A 26,650-nucleotide genomic window follows, 5' to 3' on the forward strand; every position below is an offset into this window, starting at 1 on the left:
GCAGAAAGTTCAATGCTCAACTAAAGTGGGCGCACAAGGAGGTACCTTCCATGCCTGCACACGTACATCATCGACGGGATCTTCGACCACCAGGACTCGCAGGGCGGTGGCGGCACCATCACCAACGGTGACACCCAGTGGATGACCGCGGGCTCGGGCCTGCTGCACATCGAGGCCCCGCCGGAGTCCCTCGTCATGTCCGGCGGCCTCTTCCACGGGCTGCAGCTGTGGGTGAACCTCCCGGCCAAGGACAAGATGATGGCCCCGCGCTACCAGGACATCCGCGGCGGCAGCGTCCAGCTGCTGACGACCGCGGACGGCGGTGCCCTGCTGCGGGTCATCGCGGGCGAGCTGGCCGGCCACCAGGGTCCCGGCATCACCCACACCCCGATCACGATGATCCACGCGACCGTCGCCCCCGGCGCCGAGGTCACCCTGCCCTGGCGCGAGGACTTCAACGGTCTGGCCTACGTCCTCGCGGGCCGCGGCAGCGTCGGCGCCGAGCGCCGTCCGATCCACCTGGGCCAGACCGCGGTCTTCGGCGCCGGCGGTTCGCTGACCGTCCGCGCGGACGAGAAGCAGGACTCCCACACGCCGGACCTGGAGGTCGTCCTCCTCGGCGGACAGCCCATCCGTGAGCCCATGGCCCACTACGGCCCGTTCGTCATGAACACCAAGGACGAACTCATGCAGGCCTTCGAGGACTTCCAGAAGGGCCGCCTGGGGACGATCCCGGCGGTGCACGGGATGACCGAGGGCGGGCCGCAGGGCCGCTAGGGCCTGTCGGCAAACTCCCTCCCCCACTGCCTTGAGGGCGTGGGAGGTGCCCCCAGCCCGGCGGGGTCTGGCACGCACTCCCCCAGAGGGGGCACCCCCAGCGGCGTTGTCGTCGGTCGCCGACACGCCGTGTCGACTCCCTCCTCCGCCTTGCAGCTGCACGCGCCAGTCCCCGCCGGGCCCGCCCTCCGGGCGGACGACGGGAGTTTGACGACAGGCCCTAGGCCCGTCGGAAGCCGGTCGAAAGCTCGTCTCCCGTACTGGGCGGGGCCGTATCGGGGCTCCTGGCAACACGCCGCGCCGACACGGATGGCCCAACTCCGCAAGGCGTCGCACCGGGCGGGCCCCTAGCGTCGCAAGTGCGCTACTCGTTCCAGTGCGCGCTTGAGTGGTCGCTCCTGGTGGCCGACACCTCGCGCACAACCAGTTCAGGAGACACATATGAGCAGCATTCGCAGGGCCGTGGCGTGCACGGCGGCAAGCGTCCTCCTCTCCGTCGGCGGCCTCGCGATGGCCGCCCCCGCCCAGGCCGACCCCGCGCCGACAGCATCCGTCCAGGTGAGCACGCCCACGGTCGGCCTCCTCGGCAACGGCGGCGGCGACAACGGGGCCAACTGCGGCCTGCTGGGCCTCGGTTGCCTCCTGCACGGGGTCCTCGGCATCCTCTGAGGACCACGGCACCTCAGCCGGCAGTGAGCGGCCGCCTCGCGCAGAGAGGCGGCCGCTCACGCCTGTACGGGGCCCGGCGCCGCCCGGCCGGGCACGCCTCACCCGGCCGGCCCCGTACGGCAGGACACCCGCCGGCGCCCATGATCGGCTGGAGGGGTGCAGCTGCTGCCCGATCCCGTGCGCCGTGTCGCGGCCTGGTGTGCCGTGCTGCTGCTCGTCGCCGGGGTGGGCTGGGTCGGCGTGCGGCTGTGCGGCGAGTTCCGTACGGCCGTCACACCGGTGCTGCTCGCCCTGCTCGGGACCGCCCTGCTCGGCCCGCTGTACCGGCGGCTGGTGCGGGCCGGCGTGCAGGCGTCGGTGGCGGCCGGGCTCACCTGTGTCGCGGTCGTCGCCGTGGTCGGCGGCGCCGTGTACATCGTCGTCGCCGCGCTCATCGACACCGGCGACCAGATCATCGCCTCGCTGCGGGACGCCGCCAGGTCCGTCTCCCAGCACTTCGGGGCCGCCGGCACCGGTCTGGACGACCTCGCCGCCAACTCCCGCAAGCTGCTGAGCAGGTTCGGCGGTACGGCCGCGTCCAATGTCATCAGCGGGGTCAGTGTCGCCGCCGAGAGCATCGCCATGGCCGTACTGGCCCTGCTGCTCGTCTTCTTCTTCCTGCGGGACTCCCACCGGGCCGTCGAGACCCTCCGCTCGATCGCGCCCGGCGACACCGCCGACACTCTGGAGGCGATGGCCCGGCGGGCCTTCGAGGCGGTGGAGGGGTTCATGCGCGGGACGACCGTCATCGCGCTCATCGACGCCGTGTGCATCACCGTCGGCCTGCTGATCCTTCAGGTGCCCGGAGCGGTCGGGCTCGGCGCGCTCGTCTTCGTCGGCGCCTACATCCCCTACCTCGGCGCCTTCATCTCCGGCGCGGTGGCCGTCCTCGTCGCCCTCGCCGACCGCGGCTTCGTCATCGCGCTGTGGGCGCTCGGGGTGGTGCTCGCCGTGCAGGTGCTGGAGGGGCATGTGCTGCAGCCGGTCATCCAGAGCCGGACCGTGCAGATGCATCCGGCCGTGGTGATGCTCGCCATCACCGCCGGGGCCTCCGTCGCGGGCATCCTCGGCATGCTTCTCGCCGTACCGCTGACCGCGGCCGCCTTCGGCGTCGGACAGGAGCTGCGGACCCGTTACGCGGCGCCCTCCGACGCCTCGCCGTCCGGCCCGTCCGCCGCGGCACCGCCCTCGGACGCGCCGTCCGGTTCATAGAGCTCGAACCAGATGCTCTTGCCCTCGCCCCGCGGGTCCACCCCCCAGGCGTCCGCGAGCAGCTCGATCAGCATCAGTCCGCGGCCGGAGGAGGCCAGTTCGCCGGGCCGGCGCCGGTGCGGGAGGTCGTCGCCCGCGTCGGTGACCTCCACCCGCAGCCGCCGTGCCCCCGCCTCGCCGAGCACCTCGGCGAGCAGCAGGGCGTCGGCGTCGGTGTGGACGAGCACGTTGGTGACCATCTCGGAGACCAGCAGCACCGCCGAGTCGACCTGTTCGGTTTCGGCCCAGTCGTGCAGCAGCTCGCGCAGATGCTGGCGCGCCTCGGAGATCCGGTCCGGCTCGTCCTGGGCCACCGACAGCAGCGTGCGCCGCACCTGCGGCCGCAGGGGCACCGTGGTGCCGCAGCCGAGGTCGTCCTCCGGGCGGCACACCAGCACCAGCGCGATGTCGTCCTCGCGCCGGTCGGTCAGCGGGCCGACGGTGTGGTGCGAGGACGGCCCGTGCACCCCCTGCACCAGAGCGTCGGCGAGCGTCTCCAGGGCGGCGCCGTCGTCCCACTCATGGGCCTCCAGGATCGAGCGCAGCCGTCGCCAGCCGCTCTCCAGGTCGTGCCCGCCCGTCTCGATCAGACCGTCGGTGCACAGCATCAGCGTCTCGCCGGGTTCCAGGGTGAACCGGGTCGTCGGATAGTCCGCGTCCGGGTCGATGCCGAGCGGCAGCCCGCCCGCCGTCGGCCGCCTCATCACCGTGCCGTCGGTCATCCGGATCACCGGGTCAGGATGCCCGGCACGGGCGATCTCCAGCAGGCCGGTCACCGGGTCGGCCTCCACATACACACAGGTCGCGAAGCGGAGGTCGGTCAGCTGCTCGTCGTGGGTGATGCCGTGCAGGAACCGGGAGGCGCGGGAGAGGACCGCGTCCGGGCGGTGGCCCTCGGAGGCGTAGGCGCGCAGGGCGATACGCAGCTGGCCCATGAGGCCCGCGGCCCGGACGTCATGGCCCTGTACATCGCCCATGGCCAGCGCGAAGCGGCCGGAGGGCAGCGGGATCAGGTCGTACCAGTCGCCGCCGACCTGGAGGCCGCCTCCGGTCGGGATATAGCGGGCGGCCACCTCCATCCCGGGGATGGCCGGGCCGAGCGAGGGCAGCATGGAGCGCTGCAGGCCCTCGGTCAGCTCCCGCTCGGACTCGGCGGCCTCGGCCCGGGTCAGTGCCTGTGCGAGCATCCGGGCCACCGTCGTCAGGACGGCCCGCTCGTCGGGGGTGAACGCCACCGGGTAGGTGAAGGCCGCCAGCCAGGCACCCATCGTGCGTCCGGCCACGGTCAGCGGCAGAAAGGCCCAGGAACTGCGGTTGAAGTGCTTGGCGAGCGGCCAGGTCGCCGGGTAGCGGGCCTTGTACTCCTCGGGCGAGGACAGATACACCGCGCGGCCCGTGCGGGCGACCTGGGCCGCGGGATAGTCGGTGCTCAGCGGCATGTTCGAGAAGGGGCCCAGATCGCTGGGCTGGTGCCCGTGCTGGCCGATGATCCTCAGCCGGTCGCCCTGCACCCCGAACACCACCAGCCCGTCCGGCGAGAACCCCGGCATCGACAGACCGCCGGCCACCCGCAGCACCTCGGCCGTGGACGCCGCCTCCGCCAGCGCCCGGCCCGCGTCCAGCAGGAACGCCTCCCGCGAGCGCCGCCAGTCGCCGGTGACCGCACTGCGCGCGGCCCGGGTGCCCGGGGTTGGCTCGGTGACCTCCTGGAGGGTGCCGATCAGCTGGTAGGCCTGGCGCTCGGGGTCGTACGACGGCTTCGAGCGGCTGCGGACGACCCGCAGGATGGTGCCCCGCTCGTCCATGATCCGGATGCGTACCTCGGCGAGCGTGCCCTCGGCGACCGCCAGCGGGATCACCCCGGTGATCTCGTTCCAGTCGACCGGATGCAGCCGGGCCCGGGTCTGGGCCTCGGTGAGGGTGGTCGCCTCCGCGGGCAGCCCGAGCAGCCGCGCCGCCTCCGCGTCGACGGTGACCAGACGGGCGCCTGTGTCCCAGTGCCACATCCCGGTCGCGAGGGCGGCGAGGACGTCCCCGACGGACGGGAGAGACTCGCCAGTGCGCATTGCCCCACTTTATGAAGATCCGCCCGAAGGGTGCCACCGTAGAAAAGGAGGATCCTTCCCACCCTGATGTACGGAGGATCCTCCAGTGCGTGGCGCGGGAAATGGTGGGGAGCCGATCTTTGGGTGCCCGGTACCCTTGATGGGTCCGGGCCCCGTGCCCGTTCTCGCCGGGGGGAGCACCCCCGCCGCAGACCCACACACGAAGGACGATGAACGACGATGCATCGGTACAGGTCCCACACCTGCGGCCAGCTCCGCGCCTCTGACGTCGGCACCGACGTCCGGCTGAGCGGTTGGCTGCACAATCGGCGCGACCTGGGCGGCATCCTCTTCATCGATCTGCGCGACCACTACGGCATCACCCAGCTGGTCGCCCGCCCCGGCACGCCCGCGTACGAGGCCCTGGACTCGATCTCCAAGGAGTCCACGGTCCGCATCGACGGCCGCGTTGTTTCACGTGGAACCGAGAACGTGAACCCCGATCTGCCCACCGGTGAGATCGAGGTCGAGGTCGCCGAGGTCGAGCTGCTGGGTGCCGCCGCCCCGCTGCCCTTCACGATCAACGCCGAGGACGGGGTCAACGAGGAACGGCGCCTGGAGTACCGCTTCCTGGACCTGCGCCGCGAGCGCATGCACCGCAACATCATGCTGCGTACGGCGGTCATCTCGGCGATCCGCCACAAGATGACGGCGCTGGGCTTCAACGAGATGGCGACGCCGATCCTGTCCGCGACCTCCCCCGAGGGCGCCCGCGACTTCGTCGTCCCCTCCCGGCTGAACCCGGGCAAGTTCTACGCCCTGCCGCAGGCCCCGCAGCAGTTCAAGCAGCTGCTGATGATCTCCGGCTTCGACCGCTACTTCCAGATCGCGCCCTGTTTCCGCGACGAGGACGCCCGCGCCGACCGCTCGCCGGGCGAGTTCTACCAGCTCGACGTCGAGATGAGCTTCGTCGAGCAGGAAGACGTCTTCCAGCCGATCGAGCAGCTGATGACCGAGCTCTTCGAGGAGTTCGGCAACGGCCGCCATGTCACCTCTCCCTTCCCGCGGATCCCGTTCCGCGAGGCGATGCTGAAGTACGGCTCCGACAAGCCGGACCTGCGCGCCAAGCTGGAACTGGCGGACATCACCGATGTCTTCGAGGGCTCGGAGTTCAAGGCGTTCGCCGGCAAGCATGTGCGCGCACTGGCGGTGCCGGCGGTCCAGGACCAGCCGCGCAAGTTCTTCGACCAGCTCGGTGACTTCGCCGTCTCGCTGGGCGCGAAGGGCCTGGCCTGGGTCCGCGTGGGCGAGGACGGCGCGCTGTCCGGCCCGATCGCGAAGTTCCTCACCGAGGAGAACGTCGCCGAGCTGACCAAGCGGCTGTCGCTGGCCGCCGGCCACGCGGTCTTCTTCGGCGCGGGCGACTTCGACGAGGTCTCCAAGATCATGGGCGCGGTGCGGGTCGAGGCCGCCAAGCGCGCCGGTCAGTTCGAGGAGAACGTCTTCCGGTTCTGCTGGATCGTCGACTTCCCGATGTACGAGAAGGACGAGGACACCGGCGCGATCGACTTCTCGCACAACCCGTTCTCGATGCCGCAGGGTGGTCTTGAGGCCCTGGAGACCCAGGACCCGCTGGACATCCTGGGCTGGCAGTACGACATCGTCTGCAACGGCGTCGAGCTGTCCTCCGGCGCGATCCGGAACCACGAGCCGGACATCATGCTCAAGGCCTTCGAGATCGCCGGCTATGACCGCGAGACCGTCGAGGAGAAGTTCGCGGGCATGCTCCGCGCGTTCCGCTTCGGCGCCCCGCCGCACGGCGGCATCGCCCCCGGCGTGGACCGTATCGTCATGCTCCTCGCGGACGAGCCCAACATCCGCGAGACGATCTCCTTCCCGCTCAACGGCAACGCCCAGGACCTGATGATGGGCGCCCCGACCGAGCTGGAGGAGACCCGCCTGCGCGAGCTGCACCTGAACATCAGGAAGCCGCAGCCGAAGTAGGAAGCCGCCGCCGAAGGTACGGCGCCGTTCGTCAGTCCCCCGCGTCGGGATCGGACTCCGTGTCCGGCTCGATGTCGGGGGACGCGCCGTCCTCCAGCAGCCGCTCGGCGATGTCGTCGGACCACTGCTGGGCCCAGGCACGCAGGGCGATGACCTGTTCCTCGGTCAGGCCGTACCGCAGGAAGTCCCGGTCGGAGTAGAAGTCCGTGCCGGTCAGCCGGGACTGCAGCGTGGGCAGGTCGAACGGGTCGTGGGCGTGCCTGCGGCCCAGCTCCTCCAGACCGGGCAGCGAGAACCGGGCCGCGGCGGCCCGCGCGTCGATCAGATCGACGGCCGCGCCCCGGTCGTACAACGCCCGGATCTTCGTACCCACGGCGTCTTCGAGTGAGAGCGCGGGCCCCAACTCGGTGAGCTGCGGCGGCTGCCAGAACGCCTCCTTGTGCAGCGCGAGGGCGCAGGGCTCGCCGGTCGGCGGGTCGGTGACCGTCAGCTGGGCGGTGAGCGCCGTGACGGCGGCGGTCTGCGTCTGCCGTCCCCGCGCCTCCAGGGTGGCGCCGACGGCGGCCGCGATCCGCTCCATGGACTCGGAACTCTCCGTTGCGAAGTCGAGGTTCGCATGCGGACGCCGCATCAGACCGTGCGCCTGAAGGGCATAACCACCGGCGAGCACCAGCCCGTACGGACCGCCCGCGGTGACGACGTCGGCGAGGAGCCGGTGGTGGGGTTCGGGGACGTTCAAGATTTTTTCCGGGTTCCTGTCACACGGGCGCGGGCTGGGGGTTCAGAGAGGTGTCCGAGTCCGAACGCCTCTCTTCGGGAGCTTCTCATGCACATCGCCCATGTCGTCGTCACCCTGCTCGCCGCGTTGATGGCCGGGTTCTCCGCAGTCGTGCTGCTCACGCGGGCCCAGTGGATCGTGAAGGCGCTCACCGACTACTCCGTGCCGCAGAGCTGGTGGACGCTGCTCGGCGTGGCCAAGGCCGCCGGCGCCATAGGGCTGGTGGTCGGGCTGTTCGTGCCGGTGATCGGGGTGCTGGCCGGGATCGGTCTGGTGCTCTACTTCCTCGGGGCCGCCGTCACCGTGGCACGGGCCCGCTGGTACTCCCACATCCCGTTCCCGCTCGTCTACGCCGCACCGGTGGTCGGCGCACTCGTCCTCGGGTACGCGGGCTGAGCCGGCGCGGTCCGGGAATCCCTCCGGTGCGCGGCAACTTCCTTATGGGCGGCGGCCACTGAGGAGTCGTAAGGAAAGTTCAGCACTCCCTAAGGACTCCTCCGTGGCTGTTCCCTCCCACCGCCGGTCCCTCCGCAAGCGGCGCACCCTCGCCGCGTCCGCCGCCGTGGTGGCCGTCGGTATCGGTGCCGGTGTATTCGTGATGAGCGCGAACGCCGACGCCGTCGACCTCTCCCACCAGACGCTTCCCGCCAAGGACGGCTGGGCCGCCGCCGGCACCGGCACCATCGGCGGCTCGAAGGCCGACTCCGCCCACACCTTCACCGTCTCCACCCGGGCCCAGCTCGTGAAGGCGCTGGGGCCGGCCTCCGACACCGGCGCGCGGATCATCCGGATCAAGGGCACCATCGACGCCAACACCGACGACAGCGGGAAGAAGCTCACCTGCGCCGACTACGCGGCCGGCACCGGGTACTCGCTCTCCGCCTACCTCAAGGCGTACGACCCCGCCACCTACGGACGCTCCAAGCTGCCCTCCGGCACCCAGGAGAAGGCGCGCGCCGCCGCCCAGGCCAAGCAGGCGAAGAACATCGTCTTCAAGGTGCCGGCCAACACCACCGTCGTCGGCGTGCCCGGCACGAACGCCGGCATCACCGGCGGCAACCTCCAGGTGAAGGGCGTCGACAACGTCATCATCCGCAACCTCGCCTTCTCCGCCACCGAGGACTGCTTCCCGCAGTGGGACCCCACGGACGGCGCCAAGGGCAACTGGAACTCGCAGTACGACGCGGTCACCCTGCGCGGCGCGACCCATGTCTGGGCGGACCACAACACGTTCACCGACGCGCCCCGCCTCGACACGAGCGACCCCACGTACTACGGCCGCCAGTACCAGATCCATGACGGCGCCCTCGACATCACCAACGGCTCCGACCTGGTCACCGTCGAGCGCAACCGGTTCACCGACCACGACAAGACGATGCTGATCGGCAGCAGCGACAAGGACAGCACCGGCAAGCTGCGCGTCTCGATCCACCACAACGTGTGGAAGGGCATCGTCCAGCGGGCGCCCCTGGCCCGCATCGGCCAGATCCACGTCTACGACAACGTGTACGACACGACGACGGTCGACGGCTACGCGCCCCAGTACAGCATCGACTCGCGTGCCAGGGCCCAGGTCGTGGCCCAGGCCAACTACTGGAAGGTGCCCTCCGGCGGCAAGGTCGCGGGGCTGCTCAGCGGCGACGGCACCGGCTCGGTCGCGGGCAGCGGCAACCTCGTCAACGGCACGCGGACCGACCTGGTCGCCGCGTACAACGCCACGGCCGCGAAGAAGATCAGGACGACGGTGAACTGGACGCCGACGCTCACCGCGGGCCTGGAGACGTCCGCGAAGAACCTGCCGGCGGAGCTGGCGACGACGACCGGCGCCGGGGTTCTGAAGTAACCGCGGTGCTCGCACGGCGGGCCCGGGAAGAGGTCTTCCCGGGCCCGCTCCCGCTGTCTGCCGTGAGGATCAGGCTTCCTCGCCGCCGAAGCGCTCCTTGTACGCCGCCAGGTCCTCGTCCGTCAGCTTGGCGAACAGCACCGGCGGGACCGTGAACGGGGTGCCGGCGGGGACGGCGGCCAGGGCCTTCGCCTCGTCGGCGCCGACCCAGGAGGCGGTGTCGTCCGCGAGCGTGAACGCCTCGCGCATCGCCTTCGCCGTGGCCGGGATCAGCGGCTCGGAGACCACCGCGTACAGGTGGATCAGATTCATCGCCGTACGCAGCGTGAGGGCCGCGGCGTCCTTGTCGGTCTTGATCTGCAGCCAGGGGGCCTTCTCCTCCAGGTAGGAGTTGCCGGCCGACCACAGGGCGCGCAGGGCCGCGGCGGCCTTGCGGAACTGCAGGGCCTCCATGTGGCCCTCGTACTCGGCGAGGAGCTCGGCGATCTGCTCGCCGAGCCTGGTCTCGGCCTCACCGGGGGTGCCGCCGGCGGGGACCTCGTCACCGAAGCGCTTCTTCGAGAAGGACAGCACGCGGTTGACGAAGTTGCCGAGGGTGTCGGCGAGGTCCTTGTTGACCGTGGCCGTGAAGTGCTCCCAGGTGAAGGACGAGTCGTCCGACTCGGGGGCGTTGGCGATGAGGAAGTAGCGCCAGTAGTCCGCGGGGAGGATGTCCAGGGCCTGGTCGGTGAAGACGCCGCGCTTCTGCGAGGTGGAGAACTTCCCGCCGTAGTACGTCAGCCAGTTGAAGGCCTTGACGTAGTCGACCATCTTCCAGGGCTCGCGGATGCCCAGCTCCGTGGCCGGGAACATCACCGTGTGGAAGGGGACGTTGTCCTTGGCCATGAACTCGGTGTAGCGGACGGGGTTCTCGCCGGCGTCCGCCTCGTACCACCACGACTTCCAGTCGCGGTTCTCCGGGTCCTGGTCGGACCACTCCTTCGTGGCGCCGATGTACTCGATCGGGGCGTCGAACCAGACGTAGAAGACCTTGCCCTCGGCGGCCAGCTCCGGCCACGTGTCGGCCGGGACCGGGACGCCCCAGTCCAGGTCACGGGTGATCGCGCGGTCGTGCAGGCCCTCGGTCAGCCACTTGTGGGCGATGGAGGAGGCCAGCTGCGGCCAGTCCTTGTCGTGCCGGGCGACCCATTCACGGACCTCGTTCTCCAGCTTGGACTGGAGGAGGAAGAGGTGCTTGGTCTCGCGGACCTCCAGGTCGGTGGAGCCGGAGATCGCCGAGCGCGGGTTGATCAGGTCGGTCGGGTCCAGGACGCGGGTGCAGTTCTCGCACTGGTCGCCGCGGGCCTTGTCGTAGCCGCAGTGCGGGCAGGTGCCCTCCACATAGCGGTCCGGGAGGAAACGGCCGTCGGCGGGCGAGTAGACCTGGCGGATCGCCCGCTCCTCGATGAAGCCGTTCTCGTGCAGCCTGCGGGCGAAGTGCTGGGTGATCTCGCGGTTCTGCGCGGAGGAGCTGCGGCCGAAGTAGTCGAAGGCCAGCGCGAAGCCGTCGTAGACCGCCTTCTGGGCGTCGTGGGCCTGGGCGCAGAACTCGGCGACCGGGACGCCCTGCTCCTTGGCGGCCAGCTCGGCGGGGGTGCCGTGCTCGTCCGTCGCGCAGATGTACAGGACGTCGTGGCCGCGCTGGCGGAGGTACCGGGAGTACACGTCCGCCGGGAGCATGGACCCCACCATGTTGCCCAGGTGCTTGATCCCGTTGATGTACGGAAGGGCGCTGGTGATGAGGTGTCGAGCCATCGTGGCTGCTCCCAGGTCGCTGCGTTTTCTGCGGTTTCGAACCTTGAAATCGTAGCCGACAGGGGTGGGCCGCCCGCTTCCCGTTTTGCAGGGTGGGAAAGGGGCGGCCCGGGGGTGTGATCGTCGGTGTGGTGGCCTGCGGCCGGATACGGCTGGTTACGGCCGCCAGTCGGCGAGTACGCCTTCGTACAGCTCGGTGTCCGTCAGCTCGCGGGGGGCGGGGCCCGCGTGGAAGAAGGACGTGTTGGCGGTCTTCAGTTTGCGGAGGTAGTCGAAGGCCTTGTTGTCGTGCTCACCGAAGGCGACGAAGGAGAAGAAGACGGCGGGGTGCGAGTCCGCGGCCGCGGTGAGGGCCTGGGTCGCGGGGGTCTTCGCGTCCGGGGCGCCGTCGGTCTGGAAGACCACGAGGGCGGGGGTGGCGGGGCTCGTGTCCTTCTCGTACTGGTCGTAGTGGGCGAGTACGGCTTCTACGGCGGCGTGGTAGCTCGTACGGCCCATACGGCCGAGGCTTGCGTGGACGTCGTCGATCTTCGTCTCGTGGTCCGGGGTGAGGGTGAGGTCGGTGGTGCCGTCGGTCTCCGTGGAGAAGAAGACGACGTGGACCGTGGCCTCGGGGTCCAGGTGGGCGGCGAGAGCGAGGGTCTGGTCGGCGAGGGCCTGGGCGGAGCCGTCCTTGTAGTACGGGCGCATGCTCGCGGAGCGGTCGAGCACGAGGTAGAGCTTCGCGCGGGTGCCGGTCAGGCCGGTTGTCCTGAGGGTGGCGGTGGCGGCCTTGTAGGCGGTGGTGAGGGCGGGGGTGCGGGACTTGACCTTGGCGAGGGAGGTGGCGGCCGCGAGGGTCGGTTCCGCCTTGGCTTCGCCTTCGGCGCCGGTGTCCCCACCCGCACCACCCGTGCGGGTTTCGTCGTCGAGTGCGGGTGGCCCCTGCGGGGTGTCCTCGCCGTCGGCGGCCTCCGGCACGGCGGTCTCCGGCACGGCCGTGTCCTCGACCGTCTCCGCAAGCTGTTCTTCTACCGCGGGCTGCGCTCCGGCCCCGGCCACAACGGACGCCTCGGCCTCCGGCTCGGGCTGGGCTCCGGCTTCGGCCGCGACGGGCGTCTCGGCCTTGGGCTCGGCCGCGAGGGTCGGTTCCGCCTTGGCTTCGCCTTCGGCGCCGGTGTCCCCACCCGCACCACCCGTGCGGGTTTCGTCGTCGAGTGCGGGTGGCCCCTGCGGGGCGTCCTCGCCGTCGGCGGCCTCCGGCACGGCGGTCTCCGGTGCGGCGGTCTCCGGCACGGCGGTCTCCGGTGCGGCGGTCTCCGGCACGGCGGCCTCTGGTGCGGCGGTCTCCTCGACCGTCTCCGCAAGCTGTTCTTCAACCGGGGGCTGAGCTCCGGCCCCGGCCACGACAGACGCCTCGGCCTCCGGCTCGGGCTGGGCTCCGGCTTCGGCCGCGACGGACGTCTCAGGCTCGGGCTCGGCTTCGGTCTCGGCCGCGGCCTCGGCTTCCGGCCCGGCGCTCGCCTCGACCGTTTCTGTGGGCTCGTCTTCGACCGCCGACTCGGCGCTGTCTTGCGCCTTCGGCTCGGCCGGCGCCTCAGTGACGACCGCGACCGGGGCCTCGGGCTCCGGCCCGGTGGGGTTCTCGGCCGGCTCTTCGGTCTGTGACTCGGGCTCGGGCCGCTCCTCGGTCTCCGGCTCGGCCTCGGGCGCTTTCGCGGCCGGGGTCTCGGGCTCGGGCTCGGTTCGTACCTCGGCCTTGGTCGGCTCCGGGGCCGGGGCCTTGGGCTCCGGCTCGGGGCTCTCCTCGGCCTGTTGGGGGACCTTGATGTTGTTGAAGGCGGCGGAGACCAGTTCGTGTTCGTCGGGGGACGAACGGCGAGGTTCGGGGACGGTGGGGGCCGGGTCCGGGGTGGAGTGTGCCGAGGGGGTCTCGGTCTCGGTGGGGGCCGGATCCGTGGAGGTCGGGAGAGGGGTGGACGGCTGTGCCGGGAGGCGGTCCGCACCCTCTGCCTCGGCGGCGCGCGCCTTGCGTGAGCGGCCGAATGCGTTCCGCAGGAGAGTGAGAATGCCCATGTGCGCAACCCTTCGCGTGAGTTGATGCCCGTAGATCCCTGGCCAGGACGGACACGTAAGGTTAGCGAAGCGGTCAGTGGGGGGAAGCGATCGACCGGGCCGCGGCGACCTCCTGGCGCAGGGGTTCCAGAACGCTGCCGGCGGGACCGGTCAGGTCCGTGCGGACCGGCGTCAGGGTCTTCGCGTCGCGTACGCCGTCCGACAGCTCTCTGAGCTGCAGGACCACCTGGGTGATCTCGGCTGTGGACGGCGCCGCCGCCCCGTGCCGCACGCGGACGCGGGCCGCGGTCGTGGCGTCGATGATGCGTTCCACGGCGACGACCAGCGGCCACCAGGCGGCGGCGCGCCGGCCGGTCGGCGGTGGTTCGGTCAGGGCCCGCTGGAACTCCGTACGGATCACCGAGAGGTCGCGGTAGAGGCGGCGGCGCAGGCGGGCCCGCGCCAAGGGGTCGGTGGCCGGGCCGAACGCCGTCTCCACGTAGGTCGCCGTGTCCGCCACCGCGTCCGCCAGCCGGTCGCCGACGCGCGTGCGCCAGCTCTCCGGCCAGAGGAGGTAGCCGGCCGTCAGCGCGATCGCGCAGCCGAGGAGCGAGTCCGTCAGGCGCGGCAGCAGCAACGCCGTGCCCTGGTGGTTCAGGATGTCCGACAGCAGCAGGATGACGGGGGTGATGGCCGCGGTCTGGTAGCCGTAGCCGCGTGGGGTCAGGGCCGGGATCAGGGGGGCCAGGACCAGCATCGCCGGGACGTCCCACCAGCCGAGCGGGACCTCGGCCAGGACCACCGCCGCGATCACCAGGCCGGCCACCGTGCCGAGGGCGCGCAGCAGGGCGCGGGAGAAGACCGAGCCGAAGTCGGGCTTGAGGACGAAGGTGATGGTCAGGGCGACCCAGTAGGAGCGCGGCACCGGGATCAGGGAGACGAGGGCCTGGGCGATGCCGATGCAGACCGCGAGGCGCAGGCCGTAGCGCCAGGAGTTGGCCGACAGCATCACATCGCGGGCCGCTCGCGCGGCGCGGATGCGGAGCGTGGCGGGGCGGCCGAGGCGGTCGTCGATGCCGCGGGGGTCGATGTCGGGGGCCGTGACGACCTCGGCGGTGTGCCGCAGGGCGTGGTCCACCGCGCGTGCCGTCTCCGTCGTGGGGAGCGGGAGGTCCAGCGCTGCCGGGCCCGTGTGGCCCGTCTCGATCGCCCCGGCCAGGTGGTCGACCGCCGCCGGGATCTGGGGCGGCAGGGGCCGGCCCGTCAGATGGGCCGCGGGGGCCGCCTCCACCACCGGGATGATGGCGTTCAACTGGGCCAGCAGACGGGTGAGTTCGGGGCTGCGGCCGTGGTGGCGGGCGCGCCGGGCCAGGATCAGGTCGTAGGACTGGTTGAGGGACTGGGTGACGGTGTGGCGGGCCTCCTCGTACTCCTCGGCGCGCTCGGTGCCGGAGGCGGCGAGGAGGGCCGCGACCGTGCGGTAGGCGGCCGCCACCGCCGTGCGTTCGGGTACGCCCGAGCGCAGTGGCCAGGCCAGCAGGGCGAGGAGGAGGATCAGCAGGCCGCCCCCCGTCATCAGGACCGGGGCCAGCCACCACGGCTGCGGGAGCGGAAGACCCGCGCCGACCACGCAGTTCAGAAGCAGGAGCAGGCCCGAGACCGACGCCACCGCGCCGATCGTCGAGATCATCCCGGAGAGCAGGGCGATCCCGGTCACCGCGGTCACCGCGTACCAGCCGTGGCCGTACACCAGGGTGCCCAGCGTCACGCCGATCGCGCCGAAGAGCTGCGGTACGGCGATGTTGAGGATGCGCATGCGGTAGGCGTCGGCGGTGTCGCCGATGACGCCGGACAGGGCGCCCATGGAGGCGAGGGCGCCGTACGCCGGGTAGCCGGCGGCGAGGCCGATCGCCAGGGGGAGGGCCATGCCGAGGGCGGCACGGGCCATGGCGGCCTTGTTGACGGGGGCCTGCTGGGGGCGGAGGTTCCGGACCAGCCAGTCGGGAGGGGTGAGGCCGATGGGGAACTCGCGCGACATGCGGCCATTATCGCCGTCCGCCGCCGTTCACTCCGGACCGCCTCGGGTCATCCGCGCTGGTGGAGGGCGATGTCGACGACGAGGGCGCGGTGGTCGCTGCCGGCCACGCGCAGGAAGCGGGCGTCGGTCGCGGTGAAGTCCGCGGAGAGCAGGACGTGGTCGATCTGGACGCCGGCGACCGCGGCGGTGCGCGCGGGCCAGCTGGGCACGCGGTCGTGTCCGTCGAGGCGGGCGGCGTCGGTCAGTCCGGTGTCGAGGATGTGGCGGAAGGCCGCGTGGTCCTGGGTGGCGTTGAAGTCGCCGGCGAGGATCGTGGGGGTGTGCGGGTCGGCGGCCGCGAAGGCGCGGAGCCGGCCGAGTTCGCGCCGCCACAGGCCGACCTGCCGGGGCAGCGGGGGCATGGGGTGGGCGAGTTGGAGCCGTACGGGATGGCCGCGTACGTCGGCGACGGCGCCGGGCATGCCCATCGTGCCCGGGACGCCCGCAGTGGGTTTCAGCGGGAAGCGGCTGAGGATGAGGGAGCCGTGGGAGCCGGCCGCGCGGACCGCGTCCCGGTAGGGGTAGGCGGTCCGGAAGTCGTTCTCCAGCGTGGCCTGGCAGGTGTACTCGCACTCCTCGACGAAGACGATGTCCGGCCGGCGGTCGCGGATCCGCGGGACCAGTGCGGGAGTGCCGTGCCCGAACTCGACGTTGGAGGTCAGCACGCGCAGGGAGGCGATCGGCAACCCCGGTGGCTCGGCGGTCTTGCCGTACGGCTCCAGGTACCAGGCGAGCAGGCCGAGTACGACGACCGAGACCACGAGGCCGGGCCACCAGCGGGCGAGCAGTGAGCACAGCAGGGCGAACCCGGTCGGCACCAGCAGCCAGGGCAGGAAGGCGAGCAGCTGGGGGACGGGGGTGACGCCGTCGGTGTCGGCGACCCGGCAGCCGACGACCACGCCGACCACGGCCAGCAGCAGTCCGGCGCACCAGGCGCCGAGCCGGCGTCCGGGGCGTCGATTCACGGCCCGAGCCTACGGTGGGCCGGCCATCGGGCGCCAGGAGATCAGCGTGGCGGCCTCGCGGCCTCGACGGCCTCCAGGGCCTCCGCGGCCACCACGGGCTCCAGGGCCTCCACGGTCCCGGCGGTCCCGGCGGCCCCGGAGACTGTGACGGCCGCGGCGCGGTCAGACCCGGGCTCGGGTCGGTCCCTCGGCCGGCGCGGGCCGGTGCGGAGGAGCGGGAGGGGAGGGGGGAGCAGAAGGGACGGTGGGCGTGGGAGGAGCGGCGGGCGCGGGAGGAGCGGTGGGAGTGGCCGGGGCACCGGGAGGGGGAGGAGGAACGGGGGCGGCGGCCGGGCGCGGGCCCGTCGGGGCGGACGCGTGCGCGAGCGCGGGGCGGGACCGGCGCAGACAGCGGGTCAGCCAGGTCGCGCAGGCCACGACGAGGCCCAGGCCGAGCAGCAGCCAGGAGACCGTGCGCAGGGTGCCGGTGAGGGCGTCGTAGACCGCGCCCGCGGCCGGGTGGGACATGTCGGCGGGCAGGTCGTCGAGGGTGAGGTCGCGGGCGACGGCGAGGGCGAGGGCGAGCAGGGCGCCGCCCAGCGCCGTGCCCAGCGCAGTCGCGACGACGGCGCGGCGGCGGTGGAGGGCCAGGGCGATCCCGGTGACGGCGAAGGCGACGGCCGCCACCGGCAGCCAGAGCCCGGCGACTTCGAGCACGTGGAACCCCTTCCGGAGCGAGACCAGTTCGTCCGCCGGGAGCACGGAGACCACGGTGTGCTGCACCGGGATGCGTGCGGCCAGCGGCACATGGTCCCGGGTCAGCTGGCGTTTGACCTGGTCGGTGACGGGGGCGAAGTCGACGGTGACCGCCTGCTCCGCCGCGGTGGCGCCGTCCTCGTCGCGCAGGGCGCGCAGGACCGCGTCATGGGTGACCCGGTTGCCGGTGTCCCAGGCCAGCCGGAAGGCCTCGGTCTGGGTGAAGGAGCGCACCACGTCGTGCAGGAACGGGCGGACGGTGCCGGGCACCTGGCGGACGTCCAGCCGCTGGTCGACCTCGCGCAGCAGGCCGTCGCCGACGGTCTCCGCCACGGCCTCGCGCACCCTCGGGTCGGCGGCGAGCGGCGCCATCGTGGTGACGTACCTGCCTGTGTCGGTGAGCCCGTACGCCGCCCAGGCCGCCAGCGCGCCGAACGGCACGAGCAGGCAGGACAGGGCGAGCAGTACGGCCGACAGGGCGCTCCGGAGGTGTGGGGGCACGTCTCCAGCCAACGGTCCCCTGGGCGCGGGCGCCAGCGGGGGGCCTGCGATCGGGGGACGGGCGGGCCGCACGGGGCATTGCGCTCTCCGGTGGAGGGCTGGCCCGAACGGGTGTTTCCTGGTGCTGGGGAGGAGGAAGCGACACACGTGGTGCCGGGGAGGAGAGGAAAAGAGGGGGTCACAGGGGAGTGCGTGGGCCCCGGTCGGCCGGCCGGGGCCCACGCACCCGGGTTCCTCAGCGGACGCGGTTGCCGAACGCGTCCTCGCGCGTGTAGTAGCGGTAGAAGAACACGGCGAAGGTGCATCCCGCGACGACCAGCGACATCAGCACGGACCGCCAGACCGAATGGCCCGTCTGGATGTACAGGAAGCCGAACGCGATACCGGTGAACGCCGTCCACAGCAGCGCGTGCAGCTCCCGCGGCATCCGCGGGGCCAGCGTCAGCAGGGCGACGCACACCACCGCGAACACCAGCGCGCTGAGCCAGCCGAGCAGCAGGTTCCCGCCGGTGATGGCGCCGCCCTGGCGGGCGTCGGCGGCCACCCAGTAGCCGTAGACCAGCCCCAGGACGACCGGGACGGCGATGTGGGCGACGCGATGGGCGCGCGCGTCGAAGACGTCCGGCGGCCGGGTGCGCCCCTTGGCCTCCCGGGCCTCGATCTGAGGCGTACGGCCGGGGCGGGACATCCCGCCGGGCGCGGGTGCCGCTTGAGCCATGAGAGCACTCCTCTCTCCTCGCCCCCGGCTTCCAGAGCACACCTGGGGGCAGGGCCTGGCAAGTCGGCCAGGAGCGTGACGGATGCCCGGATGCGGCCCGTTCCCCGCCGTGCTTGTCTGGGGGCATGGAGGGCTGCCCGCCGTGACGGAGATCGAGTACGGGCGGCAGAAACAGCTGCTGCGCGTGCGTGGCCGGAACGTCGCCTGGGTGCCGCCCCTGCTGCTGCTCGCCGGGATCGTGCTGCTGGACTTCAACACCACCGAGCACTTCCGCATCATCACCTGGATCGTGCTGGTCCCGGGCAGTGCCGCCGCGATCTGCGGGGTGTGGACGACGGGTGCCTTCGCCGCGCTGGCGGTGGTGACGTACGTCGCCGTCGACAGCGCCTGGCCGGGCCAGTACCAGGCCGGTCTCGGCGACTTCGTGCTGGTCGCGGTCGGCGGCCTGATGGCCACGTTCGCCTCCGCCGTGCGCGTGCGCAAGGAGAAGCAGGCCCTGCACTTCCAGGACATCGCCGAGACCACCCGCCGTACCGTGCTACGGCCGCTGCCGCCGCGCTGGGCCGGTCTGGAGCAGGCCGGGGTGTATCTGGCGGCGGACGTGGACGCCCGGGTCGGCGGCGACTTCTACGACATCCAGCCCGGCCCGCACGGCACCCGGGTCTTCGTCGGCGATGTGCAGGGCAAGGGCCTCGCCGCGGTGGAGACGGCGGCGGCGCTGCTCGGCACGTTCCGGGAGGCCGGCTATCACGAGAAGGATCTCGCGACCGTCGCCGAGCGCCTGGAGATCCGGATGCTGCGGCACCGCTCGCACACCACCGCGCTCGGCCGGGACGACGGCGAACGGTTCGCCACCGCCGTGCTGATCGGCTTCCCCGAAGACACCGAAGACACCGCCGACACCCCGGACATCATCGAGATCGTCAACTTCGGCCATGAGCCGCCGCTCGCCGTCGGCCCGCACGGCGTCCGCGAGCTGCCCAGCGGCGACGGACTGCCGCTGGGCCTCGCCGATCTCGCGGACGGCGCGCCGGTCGTGCACCGGGTGCCGCTCGCCGCCGACGAGACCCTGCTGATGGTCACCGACGGTGTGACCGAGGCACGCGATCGGACGGGCGGCTTCTATCCGCTGGCCCGGGACCTCGCCTCCGGGGACCCCGCCTGCGGCGGCGCCGGAGCGGGCGGCGCCGAACCCTGGGAGCTGGTCCGGCGGGTGCGCGACGGCGTCCTGCGGCACAGCGGCGGCCGGCTGGGCGACGACACCACCGCGTTCGCCGTACGGCGGATCCGGCAGGCGGGGGGCGAAGGCGGCGAACAGGGCGGTTTACGGTCCTGAGGCGCGGGTTCGCAGGCGCAGCGGTTACGGTGCTGGCTGGAAGGTGCAAGGCGGATCAGGGTCGACAGGGGGAGGGACGATGCCCGGAACCGTGCTGTTGCTCGCTGCCGCGCCGCTGGGCAGAGGGCGGCTGGTGGACGCGGCCGGTGTGCTGCCGGTGCTGTCCGCCGTCGCTCCCGCCGTGCTGTCCGGCACCGACACCGCCAACGTGGTCGAACTCGTGGACCCGTTGGAGCCGCAGGCCGTGCTGACCCGGCTGCGGGCCGCGGCGGCGGCGCCCGCGCCGCTGACGGTGTACATCGCCGGGCAGCTGCAGTTGGACCGCCGGCAGCGGCTGCCGCATCTCGCGCTGGCCCGCACCACGCCGGCGACCGTGCGCTATACGGCGTTGCCGTGGCACTGGGTCCGGGAGGAGCTGCGGTTGCGCTCCGCGGCGGACACGGCGCTCGTGGTGGATCTGCACGCGGACGCGGAGGCGTGGCAGTACGTCGCCGAGCGGGGGCTGGACTGCGGTCCCAACGCCGCGGTGTACGGGCGGGTGGCGCCGGCGGCCGGGCGGCGGGTGGCCGAGCCGGCGTACATGAAGGCCGTGGCGACGTTGTTGAGGAGCGGGCATCGGCCCCCTCTCGGGCGGCTGCACGAGCAGGCGTGGGCCCGGGTCGCGGAGTCGAGCGCCGGGCGGGACCTGGTGCTGGCCGTACCCGGAGCCGCCTCGCACCCCCGTACCGTCCAGCACACCCCCCGTACCGTCCAGCGCGACCCTCATACCGTCCACCGCGATCCCCACGCCGCCATCAGCACCGCCGTGCAGGACGGGCGCCACGGTGATGCCGACGTTCTCGCCGCTCAGCACGAGCGACTCGCCGTGGCCGCCGGCGGGCCCGCCTCGGACGCGGCCCTGCACTGGGCCGAAGTCCGGGCCGATCTCGCGATGTTCGCGGGGGATCCGGCGCGCAGCTGCCGGGCCTGGCTCGCGCTCGCCGGAGCCCGGCTGGCCGCGGGGCAGGCGGCCGACTCGGCCGCGGTGGAGGCGGCGGTGGACCGGGCGCACCATCAGTGGAACAGGATCACGGACCCGGCCCCCGCCCGTGAACTCGGTTCCGCGCTCGCGGAGTTGAGGCTACGGGTGCCGGGCCGGCGAAGCGGTGCGCTGGAGAACGTCCGGCAGCACCTGCGCCAGCTTCAGGCGGCCCCGTAATCACACGCAGGCCCCCCCGGGCGCGCAGGCCGCCTCCCGATCCCTCCTCAGCCCGCCGCCAGCATCGCCAACGCCCCCGACACCAGCGTGCGGACGCCCGGGGCGACCGTGGACAGGTCGGGGGCGAAGTGGGGGCTGTGGTTGCTCGGGACGGAGGCGAGCTTCTCCGGGAGGGTGTCGCCCAGGGCCTCGTCCCACACCTGGGGCGGGGTGGTCGTCACGAACCAGTACGAGTACGGGATGGCGCGGTCCAGCGCCAGTCCGGGGAAGTCCTCGCTGCCCATCGCCGGGCCCGGGTCGAACACCGTGTCCGCGCCGAACACCTCCCCGTGCACGGCGGCCACCACGGCGTCCGTGGCCGCGTCGTTCACGGTCACCGGGAAGGTGCTGCCGACGGTCACCTCCGGCTCGCGCGGGCAGCCGGCGGCCAGGCACTCACCGTGCGCGATGCGCCGGATCGCGGCGAGCATCCGCTGCCGTACCTCCTCGGACTGGCTGCGCAGGTTCAGTGAGATGCGCGCCTCGGACGGGATGATGTTGTGCCGGGTGCCGGCCTCGATGCGGCCCACCGTCAGGACCGCGGAGTCGCCGGCGGCCAGTTCCCGGGAGACCACGGTCTGGAGCCGGGTGACCAGGTAGGCGGCCGTGACCACCGGGTCCACGGTCGCCTCCGGGCGGGAGCCGTGGCCGCCGCGGCCGTGGACGACGATGTCGACCTCCGTCGACGCCGACATGATCAGACCCGGTGCGTGCGGGTACAGGCCGGCCGGGCCGGGAGCCGCGTGCTGGCCGAGGAGGACGTCCGGGCGTCCGAAGCGGTCGTACAGGCCGTCCGCGACCATGCGCGCCGCGCCCTGTCCGGTCTCCTCGGCCGGCTGGCCCACCACCAGCAGGGTGCCCTGCCAGGTCTCCCGCCCGGCGGCCAGTGCCTCGGCGGCCCCGGTCAGCCAGGTGACATGCAGATCGTGTCCGCAGGCGTGCATCACCCCGTCCGTCCGCGAGGCGTACGACAGCCCGGTCTCCTCCCGGACCGGCAGCGCGTCCATGTCGGCGCGCAGCAGTACGGTCGGCCCGTCGCCGTTGCGCAGCCGGCCCACGACACCGGTGCCGCCGACACCCTCGGCGGTCTCGAACCCGGCCTCCCTCAGCCGGCCGGCGAGCAGTCCGGCGGTGCGGTGCTCGCGCAGGGACAGCTCGGGGTGGCGGTGCAGGTCGCGGTAGAGGTCCTCCAGGGACGGGACCGGGAGGTCGGCGGTGAGGTCCAGCGCGGTCCGGGCGGCGGGAGCGGGAGTGGTCACGGGACCCAGCGTAGGCGGGCCGGGCGCGCGGGAACCCCGGGGCGAATCAATCCCGAATCAACGAGGTCCGTGTGACGTGGGCGGCCGGGGCCGGTGCCGTGGCGTGGGCCGGGCCCGCGTTCGCCGCGGTGATCAGGGCCGCCACGGCCACCACCGCTGCGGCGACGCCGCGGACATACCGGGTGTTCTGCCGTTCGTAGGGTGCGGAAGGACGTCCGGGCACGGTGACCTCGCAACACAACAGCGACCTATTAAGCAGACTTAATCCGCCATTTAACCTAGGGGCTGAACGGGCCGAACGGCAAGAGGTACCAAGGGAGTTGGGAGCATCAGGGATGCGGGAGCGAGACAACCCGGCGGTCATCGGCCGGCGCGTACAGCAATTGCGTACCCAACGTGGTCTCACCCAGCGACAGCTGGCGGAGCCCGCCTACACACCCGCCTACATCTCCACCCTGGAGGCGGGCCGGGTGCGGGCCTCCGACGAGGCGCTGCGGCACATCGCCGGGCGGCTCGGCGTCGCCTACGAGGAGCTGGCCGTGGGGCGGCCCGCCCACCTCGCCACCGGTCTGCGGTTCCGGCTCACCGAGGTCCAGCGGATCCTCGCCGACGGCCGCGCCGAGGAGGCCGCCGTCCAGTACACGGAGCTGCTCGCGGAGGCGGAGACGCACGGCCTGCGGAGCGAGCAGGCGGCCGCGCTGCTCGGGCTCGGCGAGTGCGCGCTGGAGACCGGGGAGCTGGCGGGGGCGCGGGAGTTCTTCGAGCGGGCCGAGGCCTGCCTCGGGGAGGAGTCGCTCCCGGTGCGCGTACCGGCCGTCCGCGGCCGCGCCGTCTCGCACTACCTCGCCGGGGAACTCCGGTACGCCGTCTACCTCCTGGAATCCACCCTCGACGAGCTCAACCGCGGCGGACTGCACGACCCGGACGCCCTGCTGCTGCTCTACGCCAGCGTCATCGGCCCGTACATGGACATGGGCGCGCACGCCCGCGCCGCCCAGGCCGCCGAGTTCGCCCTCGCGCTCGCGCCGCAGGCCGGGGACCCCGCGCTGATCGCCCGGATGCACCGCTCGGTGGCCCGCACCCTGATCGCCGAGGGCCGGGTCGCCGAGGCCGACGCCTCCCTCGCCAAGGCGGCCGAGCTGTACCGCCAGCTGCGGCTGCGCACCGAGCTGGCCAACTGCCACTGGATGCGTGGCTATGTGTACGCCCAGAACGGCGACCTGGAGCGCGCCGAGAGCGAACTGCGGCAGGCGTACACCATGCTCTCCGAGAGCCGGGCCGCGCTCTACCGCAGCCAGGCCGCCGTGGAACTCGCCGATGTGCTGCACCGGCGGGGCGCGTCCGCCGAGGCCGCCGTACTGCTGGAAGGCGTCCTCGGCGACTTCTCCTCGGAGCGCGGCGCGGTGCACGCCGCCGCGGCCCACCGCCTGCTCGGCATCATCGCCGAGGACGCCCGGGACACCGAGGCCGCCGAGGAGCACTACGTCCGCGCGCTCAGCCTGCTGGAACGCGCGGGCGCCGCCGGCGACCTGGCCGACCTGTGCCGCCTCCTCGGCGATCTGCTGCGCCGCACGGGCCGGATCGAGGCGGCCCTGGACGCCTACCGCACCGGTCTCGGGCATCGCACGATGCCGGGCACCACCACCCTGGGCCCGGCCCCCGCCCAGCCACCCCTGTGATCCCTGTGACCCCAGTGGCCCCAGTGGCCCCCGCCGGGCATGCCCCCGCTCACCCCCGCGGCGGGGCGGCCGGCGCCGAGCCGAACACGTCCGCCCGGACCCCTGCCGCCAGCTCCCCGGCCGAAGCCGGCAGATGAGCCGGCCCCGCGGGGTGGCCCCTGGCCGCCGGACGCTCGGCGAACAGCGCGGTGGTCAGGGAGAGCCCGGCGCTGTACGACGACTGCCACAGGGTGCGGGTACCGGGGCCCGTACCCGCACCGCCCGTGTACGTCGGCTGCGGTCCTGCGGCGGCCTGCTTCGCCGCGACCGTGACCGCACCGGGCGCCAGCACCCGGTGTGTGTCCGGGCGGGCCGTGTAGAGGGTGCGGCCGCCCCGGGTGATCCGCGCCACCGTGTACGGCGCCGCGTATGTGCCGTCCGCCGCCGCCGTCGCGTACGCCGAGGCCACGGCCAGCGGCGTCGGTGCCGCGGTGCGCGGCAGCCCGGTCAGCGGGGCGCCGAGCCGCAGCCCGGCGAACGGCCGCAGCGCCGTACCGGCCTCCACCGCGCCGGACAGCGCGTCGTTGAAGGGCTGGCGGGCGTAGTCCGTGCCGCCGAACAGGACACGGACCGCGCCGTCGCCGGGGACCGTGGCGACCACGGCCGCGTGCAGCCGGGTGTCCTTCGGCAGGCCCATCGCGCCCGCGCGCTCGCGCACCCGCTCCGAGACCGCGTACTGGGTGCTCAGGTCGAAGGTCGTACGGACCGTGTAGCCGCCGCGCGCCAGCTGTTCCGGCGAGACGCCGAGGCGCCGGGCGGCCTCCGCGGCGGCCGCGTCGATCAGGTACTGGCGCTGGCCGTCCGTGTTGCCCGGCGGATAGAAGCGGAAGGCGGGGAAGGCGGCCGAGGAGCGCTGCGCGGCCGTGATGCCGCCCGAGGAGCGCATCGCGTCCAGCACCCAGCGCCAGCGCTTCTGCAGCGTGGTGGTGACCTGCGCGTCCGAGCCCGCCCGTTCGTAGTACGTCGGCCGGTTGATGATGGCCGCGAGCGCCGCGCCCTGCGCCACCGTGAGGTCCTTGGCGTCCACGCCGAAGTAGTTGCGGGCCGCGGACTGGATGCCTGCCGCGCCCCGGCCGAAGTACACGGTGTTGAGGTAGCCCGCCAGGATCGTGTCCTTGGAGCGGGTGCGGTCCAGCTTGACGGCGATCAGCGCCTCGCGGGCCTTGCGGCTCAGCGACTGCTCGGGGCTCAGCAGGGCGTTCTTCACATACTGCTGGGTGATCGTCGAACCGCCCTGGCGCTCGCCGCCGGACAGCGCGGACAGGGCCGCGCGGACGATCGCGCTGGGCGAGACGCCCGAGTCCGTGCGGAAGGAACGGTTCTCGGCGGCGATCACCGCGTCCTGGACGTGCCGGGGCACCTGGGAGAGGGGCACGTCCTGCCGGTCCACCGGCCCGCGCCGGCCCAGGTACTCCCCCTCCGCGTCCAGGAAGACCGTGCTCTGGCTCACCGTCTCCGGGTGCGGGGCGGGAATCGTCGTGAGCAGGTACGCCACCCAGACCGTGCCGGCGAGCGCGAGGAACAGGGTGAGCAGTCCCACGAGGATCCGCCGGAGCCAGCGGCCCCGGCGGCGCCGCAGATGGACGAGCAGGCGCCGCAGACGCATGAGCAGACGCTTCACGAGCTGACGCCTCACGAGCAGACGCTTCACGAGCCCACCCCGCCCCGCGCCAGCACCCTGCCGTCCGCGCCGTACACCGTGACCTCGACGTTCGGCAGCATCCGCTTGTCCCGGGCGGCGTCGAACGGGGCGGTCGCGTACCAGACGTCCCAGCCGGGGCTGCCCGCCAGCGTGAGCACGGTCGCGGGGAACCGGCCCGACGGTGTCCGCACCTCGACGCGGGCGGCCGGCCCGCCGCCGTGGTGGACACCGGACAGCAGCAGCCGCCGGTCCGCCGCCTCCAGCCGCACGGTGACGGCAGGGGTCTTCGAGGAGAGCCCCGCGACCGGCAGGAACTCGCCCCCGCCCTGCGGCGCCGACCAGTGCGCCCCGTCCTTCGTCAGCCACAGCTCCGTGCCGGCCAGCGGCCGTACATGCTCACCGGCCGCCACCACCCGCACGGTCCCCGAGGCCACGGTCCTTCCGGACGTCGCGGCCCCGGCCCCGGACCCGCCGGCCAGCCGCCAGGTGACATAGCCGAGCGGGCCCAGCACCAGCGGACAGCAGGTCAGCAGCGCCACGATCCGGCGCCGGCGCCGCCGCGTACGCCCCTCGCGCTCGATGGCGGCGAGCGGGACCGGCGTCGCGGGCCCGTCGCCCGACGCCGCGGCGAACGCCTCGCTCAACTCCCCTTGCAACGGCTCCGGTTTCCGGCGTTTCATCCCGCTCCCAGGGCCTTCAGCCCGCGTCGTTCGTACGACTTCACCGCCCCGACCGACCAGCCGAGCATCTCGGCGATCTCCAGCCGGCCCAGGTCCTCGCCCAGGCGCAGGACCAGCACCACCCGCTGGCGGGCGGGCAGGGCGGCGAGCGCGCGGGTGAGCGGGGTCTTCGGGCGGAGCCGGGTCCCCGCGCCGCGCGGCCGGCGGCGCAGGTGCCGGCGTACCAGCAGGCGCCGCACGTAGAAGTCGGTGTCGTTGCCCGGGATGCGCCGCCAGCGGGCGTACGCGTCGGACAGGGCGGTGCGCGCCAGGGCGTCGGCCCCGGCCGGGTCGCCGGTCAGCAGCCGGGCCGTGCGCAGCAGCCGCGGCCAGGCCACGGCGGCGTACTCCCCGAACTCGGGCCTGTCGCCCGGGCGTCGGGCGCGATGGCGGATGCGGTGGCCGGCTCTGGTCGTCATCGGGTTCCCCTGCGATGTGTTTCGATGTGCGGCGTACGGGACCTGTACGCACCGCGAAGCGGTCCGGGTTGCACGGCGGTTCGGGGAAGT

20 protein-coding genes and 1 pseudogene are annotated in these 26,650 nt (G+C 72.9%); 9 read left to right on the forward strand and 12 right to left on the reverse strand.

All coding sequences use genetic code 11. From position 1 onward, the window contains the following. Nucleotides 1-60: 60 nt before the first annotated feature. From IE277_RS16875 to IE277_RS16885, 3 genes and pseudogenes are all read left to right on the forward strand, one after another. Nucleotides 61-777, forward strand: a pseudogene (locus IE277_RS16875) (pirin family protein); the annotation flags it as partial. 441 nt (nucleotides 778-1,218) lie between these two features. Beyond that, nucleotides 1,219-1,446: a hypothetical protein gene (locus tag IE277_RS16880; RefSeq protein WP_189953165.1), complete on the forward strand. Its 228-nt coding sequence runs from the start codon at nucleotides 1,219-1,221 to the stop codon at nucleotides 1,444-1,446. 156 nt (nucleotides 1,447-1,602) lie between these two features. Continuing rightward, nucleotides 1,603-2,697 (forward strand): AI-2E family transporter, encoded by a 1,095-nt coding sequence (locus IE277_RS16885; protein ID WP_189953166.1) that lies wholly within the window; start codon nucleotides 1,603-1,605, stop codon nucleotides 2,695-2,697. On the opposite strand, the gene IE277_RS16890 is transcribed toward IE277_RS16885, so the two are convergent. After that, nucleotides 2,619-4,802: a SpoIIE family protein phosphatase gene (locus tag IE277_RS16890; RefSeq protein ID WP_189953168.1), complete on the reverse strand. Its 2,184-nt coding sequence runs from the start codon at nucleotides 4,800-4,802 to the stop codon at nucleotides 2,619-2,621. The two genes, IE277_RS16885 and IE277_RS16890, sit on opposite strands and share 79 nt — an antisense overlap. A 219-nt stretch (nucleotides 4,803-5,021) precedes the next feature. Here IE277_RS16890 and aspS point away from each other — a divergent pair, with 219 nt between their 5' ends. Further along, nucleotides 5,022-6,785, forward strand: a complete 1,764-nt coding sequence (gene aspS, locus IE277_RS16895) for an aspartate--tRNA ligase (protein WP_189953170.1) — start codon at nucleotides 5,022-5,024, stop codon at nucleotides 6,783-6,785. Nucleotides 6,786-6,816: 31 nt separating this feature from the next. Here the strand turns inward: aspS and IE277_RS16900 are convergent, their stop codons facing one another. Beyond that, complete coding sequence (locus tag IE277_RS16900) at nucleotides 6,817-7,524, reverse strand: nucleotidyl transferase AbiEii/AbiGii toxin family protein (RefSeq protein WP_189953172.1); 708 nt, start codon at nucleotides 7,522-7,524, stop codon at nucleotides 6,817-6,819. A gap of 87 nt (nucleotides 7,525-7,611) precedes the next feature. On the opposite strand from IE277_RS16900, the gene IE277_RS16905 reads away from it, so the two are divergent. Further along, nucleotides 7,612-7,959 (forward strand): DoxX family protein, encoded by a 348-nt coding sequence (locus IE277_RS16905; protein WP_189953174.1) that lies wholly within the window; start codon nucleotides 7,612-7,614, stop codon nucleotides 7,957-7,959. Nucleotides 7,960-8,062: 103 nt separating this feature from the next. Further along, nucleotides 8,063-9,406 carry a pectate lyase family protein gene (locus IE277_RS16910; RefSeq protein WP_308433389.1) on the forward strand — a complete coding sequence of 448 codons (1,344 nt, stop codon included), beginning with the start codon at nucleotides 8,063-8,065 and terminating at the stop codon, nucleotides 9,404-9,406. A 69-nt stretch (nucleotides 9,407-9,475) separates the two neighbouring features. On the opposite strand, the gene metG is transcribed toward IE277_RS16910, so the two are convergent. From metG to IE277_RS16940, 6 genes are all read right to left on the reverse strand, one after another. Beyond that, on the reverse strand, nucleotides 9,476-11,200 hold the full coding sequence (gene metG, locus IE277_RS16915) for a methionine--tRNA ligase (protein WP_189953176.1): 1,725 nt from the start codon (nucleotides 11,198-11,200) through the stop codon (nucleotides 9,476-9,478). A gap of 156 nt (nucleotides 11,201-11,356) precedes the next feature. After that, on the reverse strand, nucleotides 11,357-13,255 hold the full coding sequence (locus tag IE277_RS16920; protein WP_189953178.1) for a VWA domain-containing protein: 1,899 nt from the start codon (nucleotides 13,253-13,255) through the stop codon (nucleotides 11,357-11,359). A 73-nt stretch (nucleotides 13,256-13,328) separates the two neighbouring features. Next, the gene (locus IE277_RS16925; RefSeq protein ID WP_189953181.1) at nucleotides 13,329-15,272 is read right to left on the reverse strand and encodes an FUSC family protein; all 1,944 of its coding nucleotides are present in this window, start codon (nucleotides 15,270-15,272) and stop codon (nucleotides 13,329-13,331) included. A 47-nt stretch (nucleotides 15,273-15,319) separates the two neighbouring features. After that, nucleotides 15,320-16,276, reverse strand: a complete 957-nt coding sequence (locus tag IE277_RS16930; RefSeq protein WP_189953183.1) for an endonuclease/exonuclease/phosphatase family protein — start codon at nucleotides 16,274-16,276, stop codon at nucleotides 15,320-15,322. A 162-nt stretch (nucleotides 16,277-16,438) separates the two neighbouring features. Then, the gene (locus tag IE277_RS16935) at nucleotides 16,439-17,512 is read right to left on the reverse strand and encodes a hypothetical protein (RefSeq protein ID WP_229881604.1); all 1,074 of its coding nucleotides are present in this window, start codon (nucleotides 17,510-17,512) and stop codon (nucleotides 16,439-16,441) included. Nucleotides 17,513-17,747: 235 nt separating this feature from the next. Further along, the gene (locus IE277_RS16940) at nucleotides 17,748-18,230 is read right to left on the reverse strand and encodes a hypothetical protein (RefSeq protein WP_189953185.1); all 483 of its coding nucleotides are present in this window, start codon (nucleotides 18,228-18,230) and stop codon (nucleotides 17,748-17,750) included. 142 nt (nucleotides 18,231-18,372) lie between these two features. Here IE277_RS16940 and IE277_RS16945 point away from each other — a divergent pair, with 142 nt between their 5' ends. Beyond that, nucleotides 18,373-19,566 carry a PP2C family protein-serine/threonine phosphatase gene (locus IE277_RS16945; protein ID WP_229881605.1) on the forward strand — a complete coding sequence of 398 codons (1,194 nt, stop codon included), beginning with the start codon at nucleotides 18,373-18,375 and terminating at the stop codon, nucleotides 19,564-19,566. Between the two features lie 79 nt (nucleotides 19,567-19,645). Beyond that, nucleotides 19,646-20,764 (forward strand): hypothetical protein, encoded by a 1,119-nt coding sequence (locus tag IE277_RS16950; protein ID WP_189953189.1) that lies wholly within the window; start codon nucleotides 19,646-19,648, stop codon nucleotides 20,762-20,764. A 47-nt stretch (nucleotides 20,765-20,811) separates the two neighbouring features. Here IE277_RS16950 and IE277_RS16955 read toward each other — a convergent pair whose 3' ends face one another. Then, on the reverse strand, nucleotides 20,812-22,062 hold the full coding sequence (locus IE277_RS16955) for an amidohydrolase (RefSeq protein ID WP_189953191.1): 1,251 nt from the start codon (nucleotides 22,060-22,062) through the stop codon (nucleotides 20,812-20,814). Nucleotides 22,063-22,397: 335 nt separating this feature from the next. Here IE277_RS16955 and IE277_RS16960 point away from each other — a divergent pair, with 335 nt between their 5' ends. Continuing rightward, on the forward strand, nucleotides 22,398-23,741 hold the full coding sequence (locus tag IE277_RS16960) for a helix-turn-helix domain-containing protein (RefSeq protein WP_189953194.1): 1,344 nt from the start codon (nucleotides 22,398-22,400) through the stop codon (nucleotides 23,739-23,741). 49 nt (nucleotides 23,742-23,790) lie between these two features. On the opposite strand, the gene IE277_RS16965 is transcribed toward IE277_RS16960, so the two are convergent. Genes IE277_RS16965 through IE277_RS16975 form a run of 3 tightly spaced genes read right to left on the reverse strand, consistent with a single transcriptional unit; the run spans nucleotide 23,791 to nucleotide 26,560 of the window. After that, nucleotides 23,791-25,401, reverse strand: a complete 1,611-nt coding sequence (locus tag IE277_RS16965; protein WP_229881607.1) for a transglycosylase domain-containing protein — start codon at nucleotides 25,399-25,401, stop codon at nucleotides 23,791-23,793. A 26-nt stretch (nucleotides 25,402-25,427) separates the two neighbouring features. Continuing rightward, on the reverse strand, nucleotides 25,428-26,102 hold the full coding sequence (locus tag IE277_RS16970; RefSeq protein WP_189953196.1) for a hypothetical protein: 675 nt from the start codon (nucleotides 26,100-26,102) through the stop codon (nucleotides 25,428-25,430). Next, entirely contained in the window at nucleotides 26,099-26,560 is a 462-nt protein-coding gene (locus tag IE277_RS16975; protein WP_189953198.1) for a sigma factor-like helix-turn-helix DNA-binding protein, read from the reverse strand. The genes IE277_RS16970 and IE277_RS16975 overlap by 4 nt, the downstream gene beginning before the upstream one ends. Nucleotides 26,561-26,650 lie beyond the last annotated feature (90 nt).

The sequence above is a fragment of the Streptomyces alanosinicus genome (assembly GCF_014650595.1).
Classification (GTDB): domain Bacteria; phylum Actinomycetota; class Actinomycetes; order Streptomycetales; family Streptomycetaceae; genus Streptomyces; species Streptomyces alanosinicus.